The following is a 15,767-nucleotide window of genomic DNA, read 5'->3' as shown; positions in this document are numbered from 1 at the left end:
TCGTCAGATGAACAGATCCTCCCAGGCTTGCGCCCAGCCCTCGCCGCCCATGCAGGCCACCGCCACGCCCGTGCTGCCCCAGAGCACCCTGCTGCTCATGGCCACGGCCTGCGGCCTGTGCGCGGGCGCCAATTACTTCAACCAGCCGCTGCTGCACTCCATCGCCATCGACCTGGGCATCAGCGAGGCGCATGCCTCGCTGACGGTGACCATGGCTCAGGTCTCCTATGCGCTGGGACTGCTGCTGCTCGTGCCCCTGGGCGACATGCTGGAACGCCGCCGCCTGGTGCTGGGCCTGATGCTGCTGGCCGCGCTGGGCATGCTGGCCAGCGGCATGGCGCACAGCTTTGCGCTGCTGGCGGCGGGCACGCTGATGACGGGGCTGTTCTCGGTCGCGGCCCAGGTGCTGGTGCCCATGGCGGCCAGCTTTGCGGCGCCCGGCGCCAGCGGGCGCGCCGTGGGCCTGGTCATGAGCGGGCTGCTGATCGGCATCCTGGCGGCACGCAGCGTGGCGGGCCTGCTGTCGGAGCTGGGCGGCTGGAATGCTGTCTACTGGGCGGGCGCCCTGGCCACGGCCGGCGTTGCCCTGCTGCTGCGGCGCGCGCTGCCCCTGGCGCAGCCGGCCCAGCCCATAGGCTATGGCGCGGTGATGCGTTCCCTGCTCACGCTGGCGCGCGAGCAGCCGCGCCTGCGCAGCCGGGCGCTGATCGGCGGCATGGGCTTTGCCACGGTGAGCGTGCTGTTCTCGACCATGGCACTGCTGCTGGCCGGGCCGGGCTACGGGTTTGGCGATGCGCAGATCGGCCTCATCGGCCTGGTCGGCGTGGCCGGCGCCCTCATGGCCAACATGGCCGGCCGCCTGGCCGACCGGGGGCTGGAGCAGCGCACCACGTTGGCCGGCGGCCTGCTGATGCTGGCGGGCTGGGGGGCGCTGTGGCTGGGCGGCACCAGCCTGTGGTGGTTCCTGGCGGGGCTGCTCATCGTCGATGCCGCGCTGCAGGCCCTGCACATCAGCAACCAGAACGTGATCTATGCGCTGGCACCCTTGGCGCGCTCGCGCATCAATGCGGTCTATATGACGGGCTATTTCATCGGCGCCTCGGCAGGCTCGGCCGTGGGCTCGGCAGTCTGGCTGCACTGGGGATGGACAGGCGCCAGCGTGGCGGGCCTGATTCTGAGCCTGGCCACGCTGGCCGTCGTGGCCTGGGACAGGTCCCTCGCGCGCCAGGCACAACAGACTGGCCAGGCAGATCGACAACAGGGCCGCGCGTAAGAAAGAGCACCAGCCTGCGGCACGCTGCGCAAGAATGCACTGCAAACGTGCCGTCTTGCGCGCCTTGCCATGCAGGAAACGCACCAATCCGATGCGCCGGCGCACCAGCATGGCGCAACCGCCACTGCACCGGATTGGCACGCTAAATGCATGACAAAGGCCGTTACAACCACCACGCCCTGTACCGCCCGTCACGCCCATGTCCGCAGCGCTACCGATCACCGCCGTGCCCGCTTGCGCCTCGGGCTGGCAGGCCATGCTGGACCTGCGCTTCGGGCACCGCGCCGGTCAGGGCAGCGTGCTTTCCCACGCACGCCACAGCGGCCCGCTGCGCGTGCAAAAGCCGCTGCACCCTGAAGGCCCCGGCATCTGCCATGCCGTGCTGCTGCATCCGCCCGGCGGCGTGGCCGGAGGCGACCAATTGCAGATCGACGTGGCCGTGGAAGCGGGTGCCCATGCGCTGCTGACCACGCCAGGCGCCACGCGCTGGTACAAGTCCCAGGGCCGCCCGGCCGCGCAGCGCGTGCGGCTGCGCGTGGAAGAAGGCGCCATCCTGGAATGGCTGCCACAGGAAAACATGCTGTTCGCCGGTGCCGACGCCACCATGGCGCTGGACCTGGATCTTGCGCCGGGCGCGCGCGCCATCGGCTGGGATGCCGTGGTGCTGGGCCGCTATGGCGCGGGCGAGCACTGGAACCACACCGGCGCCGCGCCCACCGCTGCCGCGCGCCTGCAGCTTCACAACCGGCTCGCATGCGGCGGACGGCCGCTGTGGCTGGAGCAAGGCGAACTGCACGCCGGCCATGCCCTGCTGTCCAGCCCAGTTGCCTGGGCCGGCTTCCCCATACAGGCCAGCCTCTGGGCCGTGGCCCCGGAACCCTTGGCGGCCATGGAGCCATTGAGCGAGCAACTGGCCGCCAGCCTGCCCTGGAGCGATGAAGTGCGCGCCGGCGCCAGCCTGCTGGCCGGCCAGGGCGGCGCACCCTCGGTGCTGCTGCTGCGCGTGCTGGCACGGCGCATGGAGGCGGCACGGGCCGTGCTGCATGAAGGCTGGCGCCTGCTGCGCCCGGCCCTGCTCAATCAACAAGCCCGCCCCCCGCGCCTGTGGGCCACCTGATCAACGGAGACTCATCGATGGAACTCACGCCCCGTGAAAAAGACAAGCTGCTGCTGTTCACCGCAGCCCTGGTGGCCGAGCGGCGCAAGGCGCGCGGCCTGAAGCTCAACTACCCCGAGGCCGTGGCGCTGATCAGCGCTGCCGTGCTGGAGTGGGCGCGCGACGGCAGGACCGTGGCCGAGCTCATGCACCTGGGTACCACGGTGCTGACGCGCGCCGATGTGATGGAGGGCATCCCCGAAATGATTCCCGACATCCAGGTCGAAGCCACTTTCCCGGACGGCACCAAGCTGGTCACCGTTCACCATCCGATCGTTTGAGGAGATCCGCCATGTTCCATCCCCGCCTTCTGCTCGCCCCGGCCCTGCTGGCCGCCGCCACGGCCGCCAGCGCCCATACGGGGGCCGGCGCCCACCTGCATGCCGGTGACGGCGCCATGCAGGCCCTGATGGCCGGGCTGTCCCACCCCATCGCGGGCCTGGACCATCTGCTGGCCATGCTGGCGCTGGGCCTGTGGTGCGGGCTGATGCTCCAGCGCCAGTGGCTGCCACCCGTGGCCTTTGCCGCCTGCATGGCGCTGGGTCTTGCGCTGACGCAGACCCCGCTGGAGCTGCCGGCCGTGGAGCCCACGGTGGCTGCCTCGCTGCTGGCCTTCGGCCTGCTGCTGGTGGCCCAGCGCCGCCTGCCCGTGGCCCTGGCCATGGTGCTGGCCGGCGCCTTTGCGCTGTTCCACGGATACGCTCATGGCGAGGTCTTCCCCCACGCGCTGCCCGCAGCCGTGTTCTGGGCCTACATGGCGGGCATGGTCGCTACCACGCTGGTGCTGCATGCGCTGGGCGTGGCCTTTGGCCGGGCCATGCGCGGCGGCACGGCGTCGGCCTGGGCCGCACGCCTGGCCGGCGTTGCTGCCATGGGCTACGGTGCCGTGGCGCTGGCAGGCTGAGCGCGGGAGCCGCACATGACCGAGCGCATCATCCCCGGCGAGCTGCTGGCCGAGCCCGGCGAGATCCTGCTGAACGCAGGCCGGCCCCTGCAGACCCTCACGGTCACCAACACCGGCGACCGGCCGGTGCAGGTGGGCTCGCACTTTCATTTCTTCGAAGTCAACGAGGCCCTGCACTTCGACCGCGCCGCCGCACGCGGCTGGCGGCTGAACATCGCGGCCGGCACGGCCGTGCGCTTCGAGCCGGGCCAGGAGCGCACGGTGGAACTGGTGGAAATCTCCGGCGACCGCATCATCTTCGGCTTCAATGCCAAGGTGATGGGGCCTCTCTGAAAGGGAACATTCATGGCAAGCATCACGCGCCAGGCCTATGCCGAGATGTTCGGCCCCACCGTGGGCGACCGCCTGCGGCTGGCCGACACGGCCCTGGTCATCGAGATCGAGAAGGACCACACGATCTACGGCGAAGAGGTCAAGTTCGGCGGCGGCAAGGTCATCCGCGACGGCATGGGCCAGAGCCAGCGCATGGCCGCCGACTGCGCCGACACCGTCATCACCAATGCCGTGATCATCGACCACTGGGGCATCGTCAAGGCCGACATCGCCATCAAGAACGGGCTGATCGCAGGCATAGGCAAGGCCGGCAACCCGGACATGCAGCCGGGCGTCACCATCGTCATCGGCCCCGGCACGGAAATCATTGCGGGCGAGGGCATGATCGTCACGGCCGGCGGCATCGACACGCACATCCACTTCATCTGCCCACAGCAGATCGACGAGGCGCTGACCAGCGGCGTGACCACCATGATCGGCGGCGGCACGGGCCCGGCCACGGGCACCTTCGCCACCACGGTCACGCCCGGCCCCTGGCACATGGAGCGCATGCTGCAGGCCGTGGACGGCTACCCCATGAACATCGGCCTGCTGGGCAAGGGCAACGCCAGCCAGGCCGCGCCGCTGCGCGAGCAGATCGCGGCGGGCGCCATCGGCCTGAAGCTGCACGAGGACTGGGGATCGACGCCCGCCGCCATCGACTGCTGCCTGGGCGTGGCCGACGAGACCGACACCCAGGTCGCCATCCACACCGACACGCTCAACGAGGGCGGCTTCGTCGAGGCCACGGTGGCCGCCTTCAAGGGCCGCACCATCCACACCTACCACACCGAAGGCGCGGGCGGCGGCCACGCGCCCGACATCATCAAGGTCTGCGGCGAGGCCAACGTGCTGCCCTCGTCCACCAACCCCACGCGGCCCTACACGGTGAACACGCTGGACGAGCACCTGGACATGCTCATGGTCTGCCACCACCTGGACGCCTCCATTGCCGAGGACATCGCCTTCGCCGAAAGCCGCATCCGCCGCGAGACCATCGCCGCCGAGGACGTGCTGCACGACCTGGGCGCCTTCTCCATGATCTCCAGCGACAGTCAGGCCATGGGCCGCGTGGGCGAGGTCGTGCTGCGCACCTGGCAGACCGCGCACAAGATGAAGGTCCAGCGCGGCAGCCTGCCGGGCGACAACGCGCGCCACGACAACTTCCGTGTCAAGCGCTACGTGGCCAAGTACACCATCAACCCGGCGCGCACGCATGGCATCGCCCATGTCGTGGGCTCGGTCGAGGTCGGCAAGCTGGCCGACCTGGTGCTGTGGCGGCCAGCGTTCTTCGGCGTCAAGCCCAGCCTCATCCTCAAGGGTGGCAGCATCGCCAGCGCCGCCATGGGTGACCCCAACGCCAGCATCCCCACGCCCCAGCCCGTGCACTACCGGCCCATGTTCGCGGGCCAGGGCAGTGGCGTGGCGGCGGCCAGCCTCACCTTCGTCTCGCAGGCCGCCCAGCAGGCCGGCGTGGCAGACCGCTACGGCCTGCGCAAGCGCACCGTGGCCGTGGAAAACTGCCGCAGCGTCAGCAAGCGCGACATGGTGCACAACGACTGGCAGCCCGACATCAGCGTCGATCCCGAGACCTACCAGGTCGTGGCCGACGGCCAGCTGCTGACCTGCGAGCCCGCCACCGAGCTGCCGATGGCGCAGCGGTATTTTCTTTTTTAAGGGGGAGCAATGGGGTCAGCGGGGCAAGGGCGCACTGTGCTCACGTATCCAGAGGGCGAACCCGGCCTCGTCCAGTTCGCCTGCGGCCAAGGCCACCATGGTCAGCACACAGGACTCGTCACCCGCCGTCAATTCCCAGCCATTGAGATGGAGAAACAGCTCGGTCGCCACAAAGGCTGTGCGTTTGTTGCCATCCACAAAGGGATGGTTGCGCGCGATGCCAAAGCCATAGCTGGCTGCCAGCTCGGCCGCATCAGGCGCCCCATAAGCGGCCAGATGGCGTGGCCTGGCCAGGGCAGATGCCAGCAACCCGGCATCACGCACGCCCGCCGGGCCACCATGCTCGGTCAGTTGCTCTTCGTGAACAGCCAGCATGACGGCCTCGCTGAGCCAGAACCAAACCTGCATGTTCCCGGTCATTTCGCCAGCTCACGCAAAACACCACGCCGCTTTTTCATGATCAGGCGCGCTGCATCCATCTGCTGCCCGAAGTCCTCGTCATACGGAGAAAGCTTGATGCCACCGTCGGCAACCTCGGTCAGATACACCGTGTCGCCTTTGCCCAGGTTCAGCTTCGCCAGAATCTCCTTGGGCAGGATCAAGCCCACGGAATTGCCGACCTGGGTGAGTTTGAGAGTGGTCATGATGGAATCTCCAGGGAAGTCATTGACCTCGCAATGTTATAACGACCGTTAATACGAAACAATCCATGCTCACCGTCAACAAACACATGCCCCAGGGCGGCGGCCTTGCCGCCGTGCTGGTCAGGCGCGCCGCCACGCTGGAGCTGGACTGGGACATGCGCCAGAAGAGCCGCTTTGCGGCAACGGACTCCACGGGGCGCGAGCTGGCCGTGGTGCTGGCGCGCGGCAGCGTGCTGCGCGGCGGCGATGTGCTGGTGGCCGAGGATGGCAGCCTGGTCGCCGTGCGCGCGGCGCCCCAGGCGGTGTTGCGCGTGACGGCGGCCACGCCGCTGGGCCTGCTGCGTGCGGCCTACCACCTGGGCAACCGGCATATCCCGGTGGAGGTCACCCCCACGCACCTGCACCTGGAAAACGACCCCGTGCTGCACGACATGCTGCTGCGCCTGGGCGCGCAGGTGGCGCTAGTGGATGCGCCCTTCGAGCCCGAGGCCGGTGCCTATGGCGGCGGCCACCGCCACGGCCATGACGCCAGCTTTGCCGAGGACCAGGCGCTGGCGCAGAGCGTGTATGCACTGCATGACCATGGGCACGCACACGGCCATTCCCACGACCATTCCCACGGGCATGAACATGGCCACGATCACAGCCATGACCATGACCACAAAGGCTGCTGCGGACACGGGCACGGCCACAACCATCCGCATGGCTGACCTGTCGATACAGGGGCTGTGCGCCCTGCTGCACCTGGCATCGCCCCAGCTGCCCGTGGGCGGCTTCAGCTATTCGCAGGGGCTGGAGGCCGCCATCGAGCACGGCCTGGTCACGGACGCCGGCACGGCACGCACCTGGATTTCCGATGCGCTGGTCCACGGCTTTGCACGCTGCGAGACGCCGCTGTGGCTGCTGCTGCGCCGGGCCTGGAGCGCAGGCGACGAGGGGGCGGTGCACGAATGGAACCAATGGTTCATTGCCAGCCGCGACAGCCGCGAGGCCCGTGCCGAGACGCTGCAGATGGGCTGGTCGCTGCACAGCCTGCTGCGCTCCGTGCCCTGGGGCGGCGAGGCCTTTGCGCCCCGCATCGCACAACTGGGCGCCCTTGTGGAGGGACCGGGCCTGGCCTATCCCACGGCCTTTGCCTGCGCCTGCGCCGCCGTGCAAGCCGATGAGGACCATGCCCTGCTGGCCTATGGCTTTGCCTGGCTGGAGAACCAGGTGGCCGCCGCCATCAAGGCCGTGCCGCTGGGCCAGGTGGCGGGCCAGAGCCTGCTGCTGGCCCTGCATCCGCTGCTGGAGCAGGCCGTGGGCGAGGCACGCCGCCGCGCCAGCGAGGCGCCGCCCCGGCTGGACACCATGCTGCCCCAATGGAGCGTGCTGCAAGCACGGCACGAACACCAGTACTCCCGGCTCTTCCGGTCCTGATCACTCACCCCAAGTCCACCATGAACACCCGCACCAAGAAACTCCCCCCGCTGCGCGTCGGCATCGGCGGCCCTGTCGGCTCCGGCAAGACCACGCTGCTGGAGATGCTGTGCAAGGCCATGCGCGCACACTACGACCTGGTGGTCATCACCAACGACATCTACACCAAGGAAGACCAGCGCCTGCTGACGGTGGCCGAGGCCCTGCCGCCCGAGCGCATCATGGGCGTGGAGACCGGCGGCTGCCCGCACACGGCCATCCGCGAGGACGCCTCCATCAACCTCGAGGCCGTGGACCGCATGCTGCGCCAGTTCCCCGAGGCGGACATCGTCTTCATCGAAAGCGGCGGCGACAACCTGGCCGCCACCTTCAGCCCCGAGCTGTCGGACCTGACCATCTACGTGATCGACGTGGCCGGCGGCGAGAAGATTCCGCGCAAGGGCGGCCCCGGCATCACCAAGAGCGATCTGCTGGTGGTCAACAAGACCGACCTGGCGCCCTACGTGGGCGCCAACCTGTCCATCATGGAAGCCGACACGCAGCGCATGCGCGCCCACAAGCCCTATGTGATGGGCAGCGTGAAAAGCGGCAAGGGCCTGCGCGAGGTGATCGACTTCATCACCGAGCGCGGCCTGCTGCCGCCCATGCCCGCGCAGGGCTGAGAAAACAGGGCCTGCCCGCCAGCCGGGAAGTGCAGGCCTACTGCGCCGGCCCCGTGGTCTTGGCCTTGGCCCGTGGCAGGGTAGCTGCGCTGCTGGAGGACACCAGCGGGTTGCCGGTGGAGGTGGCCGCGCCATCCGTCTGGCGCCATGCCGAAGGCTTGGGCGCCACCACGGGCTGCGGTGCGGCGGCAGCACGGCTGCGGTTCCAGGCCGGCAGCAGCACGCGGCGCACAAAGCCCATGTCCAGCACCAGCCACAGCAGTACAGGCGCCAGCGTGGGCACCATCAGGCCCCCCATCTGGTAGCCGTAGACAATGGCATTGAGCTGCCATCCCTGGAGACCCAACACATTGAGGTCCAGCTTGGCCGCCAGGCACAACTGCATCAACACCTGCGTGACCACGCTGAAGGTCTGCAGCGGCAGCAGCGCCACATACCCAACCAGGATGCGCCACCACCGGCCCGGACCCCAGGCCGCCAGCAGCATGGCCACCAGCACCGGCAGGCCGTAGCCGTAGCGGGCGGGATCGACCTCGACGATGGCCTCTGCGCGGCGCCAGCCGGTCTGCTCGTTGGAGACCTGGACCGAGGAATTGACGACCAGGCTGCGGGGCGTCTCCAGGTCCACGCGCTGCACCCAGCCGTTGGCGGCGTTCTCCAGCACCCACTTGCTCATGCCGGACACCGGCACGGCCAGCCAGCCGGCCGCCAGCGTCCAGGCCAGGGTCAGCACCACGATGCCGCCCATGGCCAGGGCCGCGAAGCGCGAGATGGGATTGCGTCCGATCATGGCCTGCTCCTCACGCGGCCACGGCGGCGGAAGCTGCAGCGGCGGGCGGCAGCGGCGGCTGGCCGCCATCATCCTGCGACGGCGCCTTGCGGCCGCTCCAGCGCACCCACAGCAGCCAGAACACCAGCACGTCCAGCATGATCAGCGCCTGCCAGAGGTATTCATGCGCGAAGTTGAAGGCCGTGGTGCTCCACTGGCCCAGGTAGAACAGGCTGATGACGCGCAGCACATTGATGGCCTGCACGGCCACGAAGCCGGCCAGCAGGCCCACCAGCTTCTGGCGCCATGACGAGGGGAAGGCCATCACGGCGGCAAACAGCACGATGTAGGCCTCCAGGCCGTTGCAGCCGGCCTCGATGGAGACGCCGAAGCCCGTGGCCGTGTTCCACAGCACCTTGCCCGTGGCCGAGGCCGTGCTGTCGAACCAGGTCACCAGCGAGGCACAGATGTGCGCCAGGAAGGCCGTCCAGGGCAGCACGATGTGCTGCTGCACCCAGCTGAGCAGGTTCAGCCCGAACATCGTCAGCTGGATGGCCAGAAAGATCAGAAAGAAGCGCAGCATGGCAGGTCTTGGAGTGTTGGTTGCCGGGCTTGCGACCTGGCAGTTGCGAAACAGTGTCCCTCTATAGGCTCGCATTATCTTCGGACCGCTCAAAGACGACAAAGGCCGGTGCGTGAATCACGCCACCGGCCCTTGCCGTCACGGGCGCATCACCGACGCTCGCGCCTGCGCATGGCCCCCAGCGCCATCAGCGCCAGCAGGGACGACATCAGCATCAGGCCCCACTGCGACAGCGTGGGAATGCTGGCCGTGGTGTCCGGGCCCGGCTTGAGCGGCGTGGTGGTCGTGCTCTTGTCGTTGTCGGGATTGCCGTCACCGGGCACCGAGACCGTGGCCGAGTTGACCAGCGGGCGGGCGCCCTTGTAGGGCTTGTCCAGCTTTGTCTCCAGCGTGAAGACCGCCGTGCCGCCCTGGGCCAGCTGCGGCACGCTGCAGGTCACGGTGCGCGTGCCGCTGGCGTAGCTGCAGCCTGCCGAGGCAGAGACGAACTCCAGCCCGGCGGGCAGCACGTCGGTCACCGAGCCGCCCGCGGGCGACTGCGGATCGCGGCCGTAGTTGGTGACGGTCAGCGTGTAGCTGGCCGTGTCGCCATCGTCCAGCGGGCCGGCGGGGCCCTGCTTGCCGATCCCCAGGTCCACGGCATTGCCCTGGCGGCTGGTGGAGGTCCGGTCGGTGGTGGTGTTGTTGACGATCACATCGCCGCCATTGCTCAGCCATTCCGTCTCGAAGGGCTTGACCGAGGCCTCGTGGTAGATGGTGCCGCCCGATGCCTTGTCGGGCAGGGTCTGTGCGCGCATCTTGAACTTGATGGTCATGCTCTGGCCCGGCGCCAGCGCAGGGATGGTGCACTGCAGCGGCCCGCTGGTCGCGTTCAGCGCCGGCTGCACGCCGCACCAGGATGCGGAGGCGCCGGGAATGCCGGCCAGCGCCAGGCCGTTCTGGTAGCTGAAGGTGGCCGTGGAGCCCGATGCGGGGAACTTGTCGGTCACGACCACCTGGGTGGCGTAGGAGGGGCCGGAGTTGGTCACCGTGATGGTGTATTCGGTGTCCTCACCCAGCACCAGGCCGTCTGCCGTGTGGCGCATGCTGATGTTCACATCCAGCTCGGCGCGCTTGAGCCGGGCCTTGGCCTCGGCCTGGTTGTTGGCCTTGGTCAGCTCCTCGGTGGTGGTGTCCACCGCCACGGTGTTGGAGATCTCCGTATCGGCCGCCAGATCGCCGCGCGAGCGCATCTTGTAGGTCACGGTGTACTGCGAGCCTGTGGGCAGCGGATTGGCCCAGGCGCACTCCAGCGTTCCGCCCTGCACGCCATCGGTGGCAGCCGGAGTGCAGGTGCCGCCGCCGGAGACCGTGGGCGAGCCGATGAAGATGGCGTCTGCAGGCAGCACGTCCTTGAGCGTGACATTGGCGGCCGACGAGGGGCCGTAGTTGGGCACCGTGACCGTATAGGTCAGCGGCTCGCCCGCAGCCGCCACCTTGGGCGAGACCTGCTTTTGCGCGGCGATTTCCGCGATGGCCTGCACGGTGATGCTGGCCGTCGAGGAATCGTTGCCGGGATCGGCATCATGGATGTCCAGCGACTGGGCCGAGGCCGCGTTGGCATAGGTGCCGGTGGTGGCGCGCTTGGGGCGGATCTTGACCTCGATCACCACCTCGGCCTCCGGGGCCATGGAGGAGATGTCGCAGGTCAGATCGCGCGTCTCGCTGTTGACGCCGCCCGAAGGGGTGCCGCAGCTGGCGTTGGCGCCGGAGACGATGCGGCTGGAGACAAAGCCGCCGCCCGGGTATGCGTAGGGCACGGGGTTGCCGGCCTCGTCCACCGGGTTGCCGCCCACGATACGCACGCCGTCAATTTGCTTGACCAGGGACTGCAGCGCGTCGCGCACGCGGACATTCGTCACCGTCGTGCTGGCCGAGTGGTTCTTCACCACCAGCTGGTAGGTGACCTCTTCACCGCTCTTGATGGAGGCCGGCGGCACAGGGCTGACCACGCTCTTGACGATGCCCACATCCACCTTGTCGGCAGACACGGTGACGGTCGCGAAGGTGGTGGCCGACGCATTGTCCCGGCCGATCACGCCCGCCGAGGCGTTATTGGTGAAGTCCAGATGGCCCGAAGCCAGCGTGACCTTGGCCCTGACCTTGATCTGGCGGCTGGCGCCCACGGCCAGGCCCGCTATCGAGGTGCAGCTCAGGGTGGAGCAGGTCCAGTCCCCCGCGCCGGTGCCCGCACCGGACATGCTGACGATGGCCATGCGGCCGTCTGCGGGGTTGTCGGTCACGGTGATCTGCTGATTCGGCAGCACGGGCATGGGGCCGGTGTTGGTCACAGTGATCGTGTACTCGAACTCCTGGCCTGCCAGCACCGGGCGGCCAGGGCCTGCCTTGGCCAGCCTCAGCCGCGCATCGTTGCTGAAGTCCACGGCCGCGCTGGCCGTGTTGTTGGTCGTATTGGGCTCGTTGAGGCCGGGTGCCACACCGATCACGCCCTGGTTCACCAGCTGCGTGCCAGGTGTCCCACCCGCAGCCACGCTGGCCTTGAAGCGGATGGCCTGCATGTTGGCGTAGCCGGCCACCGGGTACTCGCCCGCATGGGTGCAGGTGATGGTGCCGCTGTTGTGGCCGCAGTTCCAGGGCGCCGTGCTGCCGTCGAAGCCCGTGAAGGTCACGCCGGCCGGCAACGTGTCGGTGATGGTGAGATCGCGCGGCACGAGCGAGCCGCCTTCGCGGCGCGGCTGCAGCGTGTAGGTGACCTCGGTCGCCTGCAGCGCATCCAGCACCGTGGGCGCCACCTGCTTGCGCAGCGAGACATCCACGAACTCGCTGCCGCTGGAGACCACGGCGGCGCTGGCGGTGTTGTTGCCGGACTGGCCGTCGGGCATCTCCGTGCTGGCGTCCTTGTAGCCCTTGACGCTGGCAGCGCCGGCAATGGTGCCGCTCATGTTGGCGATGGCCGGCACGGTGATGGCTGGCAGCACGGCGCCGGGCAGCACCGGGCCGGCGCGCGTGCAGCTGAGCTCACCCGAGATCAGCGGATAGCCCGAGGCGGGCGTGCAGCTCCAGCCGCTGCCTGAGGGCACGCCCGTGACCACGGCGCCGTTGGGCACGGGGAAACGCACCACGGTACGGCCACCGGCGGGCACCTCGGACGGGCCCTTGTTCTGCACGTCGATGGTGTACTGGAAGGCGCCGCCGTTGGCGACGCTGGCGGGAGCCGCTATCGCGATGGCCAGATCGGCGGCCTCGGTGGTGGTGAAGTTGCGATCGAGCTGCGTGTTGTTCTGGTCGTTGTCGTAGTCGGGCGAGGCCATGCGCGCGCTGGCCACGGCGCGCCAGTTGGTGCCGACGGTCGGCAGGATGACCTCGAAGCCCACGGACTTGAAGCCATCGGCGGGCGCCAGGTTGCCGATGTTGCAGACCAGCGTGTTGTTGCCTGCGGTGAGCACCGTGCCGGCCGCGGGTGCCGTGCAGGCAATGCCGCCCGTGCTGCTGCTGTAGCCCTGGAACACGGCGCCCACGGGCAGCACCTCGGTCAGGGTGACGCCTACGGCGTCGGGACCGATGTTGTTGTGCCTGACCTTGGCCACATAGGTGAAGGTGCCGCCAGCAGGGCCTGCCGATGCGTCCTGTCCGTCATAGAGACCGTCCTGGTTGACCAGGATGTCGGTGTCGGCCGGCGCCGCCACGGCAGCCGCTGTTGCCAGCAAGCCGCCGGACAGCAGCGCACGCGCCAGCCAGCCCTTTCTCGTGAAAGCCATACAAACCTCTCTTTTGCTTCGTTGACAGCGCCGAATGCCGCAGGCACGGACGCACGAGGTGCCCGGCTGGAACAGCTCTGTCAGAAAGCCGACAACCGGACGCACCAAAAGGAGGCATGATGGTTCTTTATTACAAAAAGTAAATATGATCTGGAATTTTTAACAAAAGTGAGTATTTAGAAGTATTTGTGAGTTTTTTGTGAGTCGAGCTTTTCCGGTCGGTTTTCCTCACGGAACGCAGACGTGAAAAAGCCGGTGGCAGCTTGGCTGGCACCGGCTTGCAATGCTGATCTGCCGCGCGCTGGCGCGGCAGTGAGCAGGCACTGAGGCCTAGGGAATGCGGCGGGGCAATCCTTGTGAGGAACTCACGCCAGCAGCGCGTTCACGCGCCTGACGTAGGCGGCCGGGTCTTCGGGCATGCCGCCTTCGGCCAACACGGCCTGGTCGAACAGGATGTTGGCCAGGTCATGGAAATGCACCGAACCGTCCAGCTTCTTGACCAGCGGATGCTCGGGATTGACCTCCAGCACGGGGCGGGCGTCCGGCGCCTGCTGGCCGGCCTGCTTGAGCAGGCGCGCCAGTTGCAGGCTCATGCCGCCGTCCTGCACCACCAGGCAGGCGGGCGAGTCCACCAGGCGCGTGGTCACGCGCACGTCCTCGGCCTTGTCCTTGAGCGCTTCCTTGAGCTTGGCCAGCAGGGGCTTGAAAGTCTCGGCCGCTTCCTCGGCGGCCTTCTTTTCCTCTTCGTCCTGCAGCTTGCCCAGGTCCACGGCGCCCTTGGCCACGGACTGCAGCGGCGTGCCGTCGAATTCGGTCAGGTAGCCCATGGCCCATTCGTCCACGCGGTCGGCCATCAGCAGCACTTCGATGCCCTTCTTGCGGAAGACTTCGAGCTGCGGGCTGTTGCGTGCGGCGGTCAGGGAGTCGGCCGTGATGTAGTAGATCGCGTCCTGGCCTTCCTTCATGCGGGCCTTGTAGTCGGCCAGCGAGACGATGGCCTCGTCCTGGCTGGTGGAAGAAAAGCGCAGCAGCTTGGCGATGCGTTCCTTGTTGGCAAAGTCCTCGCCCAGGCCTTCCTTGAGCACGGGGCCGAACTCGGCGTAGAACTGGCTGTACTTGCCTTCCTTGGCCTTGTCCTCTTCGCTGACCACGTCGGTGACGCCGTCGGCCGCCGCGTCAGCGGCAGCGTCGTGGCGATCGTGCTTGGCCAGGTCTTCCAGCATGGACAGCACGCGCTTGGTCGAGCCGTCGCGGATCAGGCGCACGTCGCGGCTTTCCTGCAGCAGCTCGCGGCTGACGTTCAGCGGCAGGTCGGCCGAGTCGATCACGCCCTTGACGAAGCGCAGGTAGCCGGGCATCAGCGCCTCGGCGTCATCCATGATGAAGACGCGCTTGACGTAGAGCTTGACGCCGGCCTTCTTGTCGCGGTTGTAGAGGTCGAACGGTGCCTTGGCCGGGATGAACAGCAGCTGCGTGTACTCAGTGTTGCCCTCGACGCGGTTGTGGCTCCAGGTCAGCGGGTTCTCGAAGTCGTGGCTGATGGCCTTGTAGAAGTCCTGGTACTGCTCGGCCGTGATGTCCTTCTTGGGACGCGTCCACAGCGCGCTGGCCTTGTTGATGGTCTCCCACTCGCCCGTCTTCTCCATGGTGCCGGGCTGGTCGTTCTCGCCGTCCTTCCACTCCTCTTTTTCCATGAGGATGGGCAGGCTGATGTGGTCGGAGTACTTGCCGATGACCTGCTTGATCTTCCAGGCGTTGAGGAACTCCTCGGCCTCGGGGCGCAGGTGCAGCGTGATGCTGGTGCCGCGCTGGGGGCGCTCGATCTGCTCGACCTCGAACTCGCCCGTGCCGCCGCTGGTCCAGCGCACGCCTTCGGAGGCCGGCAGGCCCGCGCGGCGTGTTTCCACGGTGATCTTGTCGGCCACGATGTAGCCCGAGTAAAAGCCCACGCCGAACTGGCCGATCAGCTGCGAGTCCGACTTCTGGTCGCCCGACAGCTTGTCCATGAAGGCCTTGGTGCCGCTCTTGGCGATGGTGCCCAGGTTGTCGATGGCTTCCTGCTCGCTCATGCCGATGCCGGTGTCGGCAATGGTCAGCGTCTTGGCAGCGGCGTCGAAGGACACGCGCACTTCCAGGTTGGGCTGGTCCTCATAGAGGGAGGCATCGTTCAGCGCCTCGAAGCGCAGCTTGTCGCAGGCGTCGGAGGCGTTGGAGACCAGCTCGCGCAGGAAAATCTCGGGGTTGGAATACAGCGAATGCGTGACCAGGTGCAGCAGTTGTGCAACTTCGGCCTGAAAAGAATGGGTTTGCTTGCTCATGCAGACAGTGTCCTATGTCCTATGGGTTCACAACAGGGAAAAAATCAGCCCTCATCTCGGGCCGGCGAGCGCATTATCAAGACCCCGCCGCCCCTGTGGCGGCGCAGGCTCTGGACGATTGTTCACTTTTTCGCCCTCACGGCGGGGCTGGCGCAGGGCTATAACTGCGCCACTTTCCGCTGTGCGGCGGACGGTGCGCGCAGGGCCCGGGCGCAATGGCGGGCCTGCTTCA

15 protein-coding genes are annotated in these 15,767 nt (G+C 67.8%); 9 read left to right on the top strand and 6 right to left on the bottom strand.

Annotated features, from left to right (window positions below; all coding sequences use genetic code 11):
- Positions 1 to 7: 7 nt before the first annotated feature.
- The 6 genes from LGR64_RS23725 to ureC all read left to right on the top strand — a co-directional run bounded on the left by LGR64_RS23725 (position 8) and on the right by ureC (position 5,382).
- Complete coding sequence (locus tag LGR64_RS23725; RefSeq protein ID WP_141830533.1) at positions 8 to 1,273, top strand: MFS transporter; 1,266 nt, start codon at positions 8 to 10, stop codon at positions 1,271 to 1,273.
- 199 nt (positions 1,274 to 1,472) lie between these two features.
- A complete protein-coding gene (locus LGR64_RS23720) occupies positions 1,473 to 2,390 on the top strand; it encodes an urease accessory protein UreD (protein WP_141830535.1) in 918 nt (305 codons plus the stop codon).
- Positions 2,391 to 2,407: 17 nt separating this feature from the next.
- Positions 2,408 to 2,710 (top strand): urease subunit gamma, encoded by a 303-nt coding sequence (locus tag LGR64_RS23715; RefSeq protein WP_012203116.1) that lies wholly within the window; start codon positions 2,408 to 2,410, stop codon positions 2,708 to 2,710.
- Positions 2,711 to 2,721: 11 nt separating this feature from the next.
- The gene (locus LGR64_RS23710; RefSeq protein ID WP_230357133.1) at positions 2,722 to 3,333 is read left to right on the top strand and encodes a HupE/UreJ family protein; all 612 of its coding nucleotides are present in this window, start codon (positions 2,722 to 2,724) and stop codon (positions 3,331 to 3,333) included.
- 27 nt (positions 3,334 to 3,360) lie between these two features.
- On the top strand, positions 3,361 to 3,666 hold the full coding sequence (locus LGR64_RS23705; protein ID WP_185750909.1) for an urease subunit beta: 306 nt from the start codon (positions 3,361 to 3,363) through the stop codon (positions 3,664 to 3,666).
- Positions 3,667 to 3,678: 12 nt separating this feature from the next.
- Positions 3,679 to 5,382, top strand: a complete 1,704-nt coding sequence (gene ureC / locus LGR64_RS23700) for an urease subunit alpha (protein WP_012203113.1) — start codon at positions 3,679 to 3,681, stop codon at positions 5,380 to 5,382.
- Between the two features lie 15 nt (positions 5,383 to 5,397).
- On the opposite strand, the gene LGR64_RS23695 is transcribed toward ureC, so the two are convergent.
- Both LGR64_RS23695 and LGR64_RS23690 read right to left on the bottom strand, forming a co-directional pair.
- Positions 5,398 to 5,802 (bottom strand): type II toxin-antitoxin system death-on-curing family toxin, encoded by a 405-nt coding sequence (locus tag LGR64_RS23695; protein WP_088165960.1) that lies wholly within the window; start codon positions 5,800 to 5,802, stop codon positions 5,398 to 5,400.
- Entirely contained in the window at positions 5,799 to 6,026 is a 228-nt protein-coding gene (locus LGR64_RS23690; protein WP_016446570.1) for an AbrB/MazE/SpoVT family DNA-binding domain-containing protein, read from the bottom strand. Before LGR64_RS23690 ends, LGR64_RS23695 begins: the two co-directional genes overlap by 4 nt.
- A 65-nt stretch (positions 6,027 to 6,091) precedes the next feature.
- Between LGR64_RS23690 and ureE the strand changes: the two genes are divergently transcribed.
- From ureE to ureG, 3 genes are read left to right on the top strand one after another with little or no spacing between them, the layout of a single operon-like run.
- Entirely contained in the window at positions 6,092 to 6,736 is a 645-nt protein-coding gene (gene ureE / locus LGR64_RS23685) for an urease accessory protein UreE (RefSeq protein ID WP_141830540.1), read from the top strand.
- Entirely contained in the window at positions 6,729 to 7,445 is a 717-nt protein-coding gene (locus tag LGR64_RS23680; protein ID WP_141831129.1) for an urease accessory protein UreF, read from the top strand. Before ureE ends, LGR64_RS23680 begins: the two co-directional genes overlap by 8 nt.
- A gap of 20 nt (positions 7,446 to 7,465) precedes the next feature.
- Positions 7,466 to 8,107 (top strand): urease accessory protein UreG, encoded by a 642-nt coding sequence (ureG, locus tag LGR64_RS23675; RefSeq protein ID WP_012203110.1) that lies wholly within the window; start codon positions 7,466 to 7,468, stop codon positions 8,105 to 8,107.
- A gap of 37 nt (positions 8,108 to 8,144) precedes the next feature.
- Here the strand turns inward: ureG and LGR64_RS23670 are convergent, their stop codons facing one another.
- The 4 genes from LGR64_RS23670 to htpG form a co-directional block, all read right to left on the bottom strand.
- Positions 8,145 to 8,897: an exosortase H-associated membrane protein gene (locus tag LGR64_RS23670; RefSeq protein ID WP_141830542.1), complete on the bottom strand. Its 753-nt coding sequence runs from the start codon at positions 8,895 to 8,897 to the stop codon at positions 8,145 to 8,147.
- 10 nt (positions 8,898 to 8,907) lie between these two features.
- Positions 8,908 to 9,459 carry an exosortase H gene (gene xrtH, locus LGR64_RS23665; RefSeq protein ID WP_034390117.1) on the bottom strand — a complete coding sequence of 184 codons (552 nt, stop codon included), beginning with the start codon at positions 9,457 to 9,459 and terminating at the stop codon, positions 8,908 to 8,910.
- Positions 9,460 to 9,608: 149 nt separating this feature from the next.
- Positions 9,609 to 13,217, bottom strand: a complete 3,609-nt coding sequence (locus LGR64_RS23660) for an IPTL-CTERM sorting domain-containing protein (protein WP_230357131.1) — start codon at positions 13,215 to 13,217, stop codon at positions 9,609 to 9,611.
- 365 nt (positions 13,218 to 13,582) lie between these two features.
- Positions 13,583 to 15,535, bottom strand: a complete 1,953-nt coding sequence (htpG, locus tag LGR64_RS23655; RefSeq protein WP_012203106.1) for a molecular chaperone HtpG — start codon at positions 15,533 to 15,535, stop codon at positions 13,583 to 13,585.
- Positions 15,536 to 15,767 lie beyond the last annotated feature (232 nt).

This window comes from Delftia sp. Lp-1 (genome assembly GCF_020523835.1).
Taxonomy (GTDB): Bacteria; Pseudomonadota; Gammaproteobacteria; order Burkholderiales; family Burkholderiaceae_C; genus Comamonas; species Comamonas acidovorans.
The sequence above is the reverse complement of the archived record's forward strand: the minus strand, read 5'-3'. Positions and strand labels throughout refer to the sequence as shown.

Coding starts and splice junctions, on each gene's coding strand:
- LGR64_RS23660 (WP_230357131.1), bottom strand. CDS start 13,217: ATGGCTTTCACGAGAAAGGGCTGGCTGGCGCGTGCGCTGCTGTCCGGC.
- LGR64_RS23725 (WP_141830533.1), top strand. CDS start 8: ATGAACAGATCCTCCCAGGCTTGCGCCCAGCCCTCGCCGCCCATGCAG.
- htpG (WP_012203106.1), bottom strand. CDS start 15,535: ATGAGCAAGCAAACCCATTCTTTTCAGGCCGAAGTTGCACAACTGCTG.
- ureG (WP_012203110.1), top strand. CDS start 7,466: ATGAACACCCGCACCAAGAAACTCCCCCCGCTGCGCGTCGGCATCGGC.
- LGR64_RS23680 (WP_141831129.1), top strand. CDS start 6,729: ATGGCTGACCTGTCGATACAGGGGCTGTGCGCCCTGCTGCACCTGGCA.
- LGR64_RS23690 (WP_016446570.1), bottom strand. CDS start 6,026: ATGACCACTCTCAAACTCACCCAGGTCGGCAATTCCGTGGGCTTGATC.
- ureC (WP_012203113.1), top strand. CDS start 3,679: ATGGCAAGCATCACGCGCCAGGCCTATGCCGAGATGTTCGGCCCCACC.
- LGR64_RS23695 (WP_088165960.1), bottom strand. CDS start 5,802: ATGACCGGGAACATGCAGGTTTGGTTCTGGCTCAGCGAGGCCGTCATG.
- LGR64_RS23720 (WP_141830535.1), top strand. CDS start 1,473: ATGTCCGCAGCGCTACCGATCACCGCCGTGCCCGCTTGCGCCTCGGGC.
- LGR64_RS23715 (WP_012203116.1), top strand. CDS start 2,408: ATGGAACTCACGCCCCGTGAAAAAGACAAGCTGCTGCTGTTCACCGCA.
- ureE (WP_141830540.1), top strand. CDS start 6,092: ATGCTCACCGTCAACAAACACATGCCCCAGGGCGGCGGCCTTGCCGCC.
- xrtH (WP_034390117.1), bottom strand. CDS start 9,459: ATGCTGCGCTTCTTTCTGATCTTTCTGGCCATCCAGCTGACGATGTTC.
- LGR64_RS23710 (WP_230357133.1), top strand. CDS start 2,722: ATGTTCCATCCCCGCCTTCTGCTCGCCCCGGCCCTGCTGGCCGCCGCC.
- LGR64_RS23670 (WP_141830542.1), bottom strand. CDS start 8,897: ATGATCGGACGCAATCCCATCTCGCGCTTCGCGGCCCTGGCCATGGGC.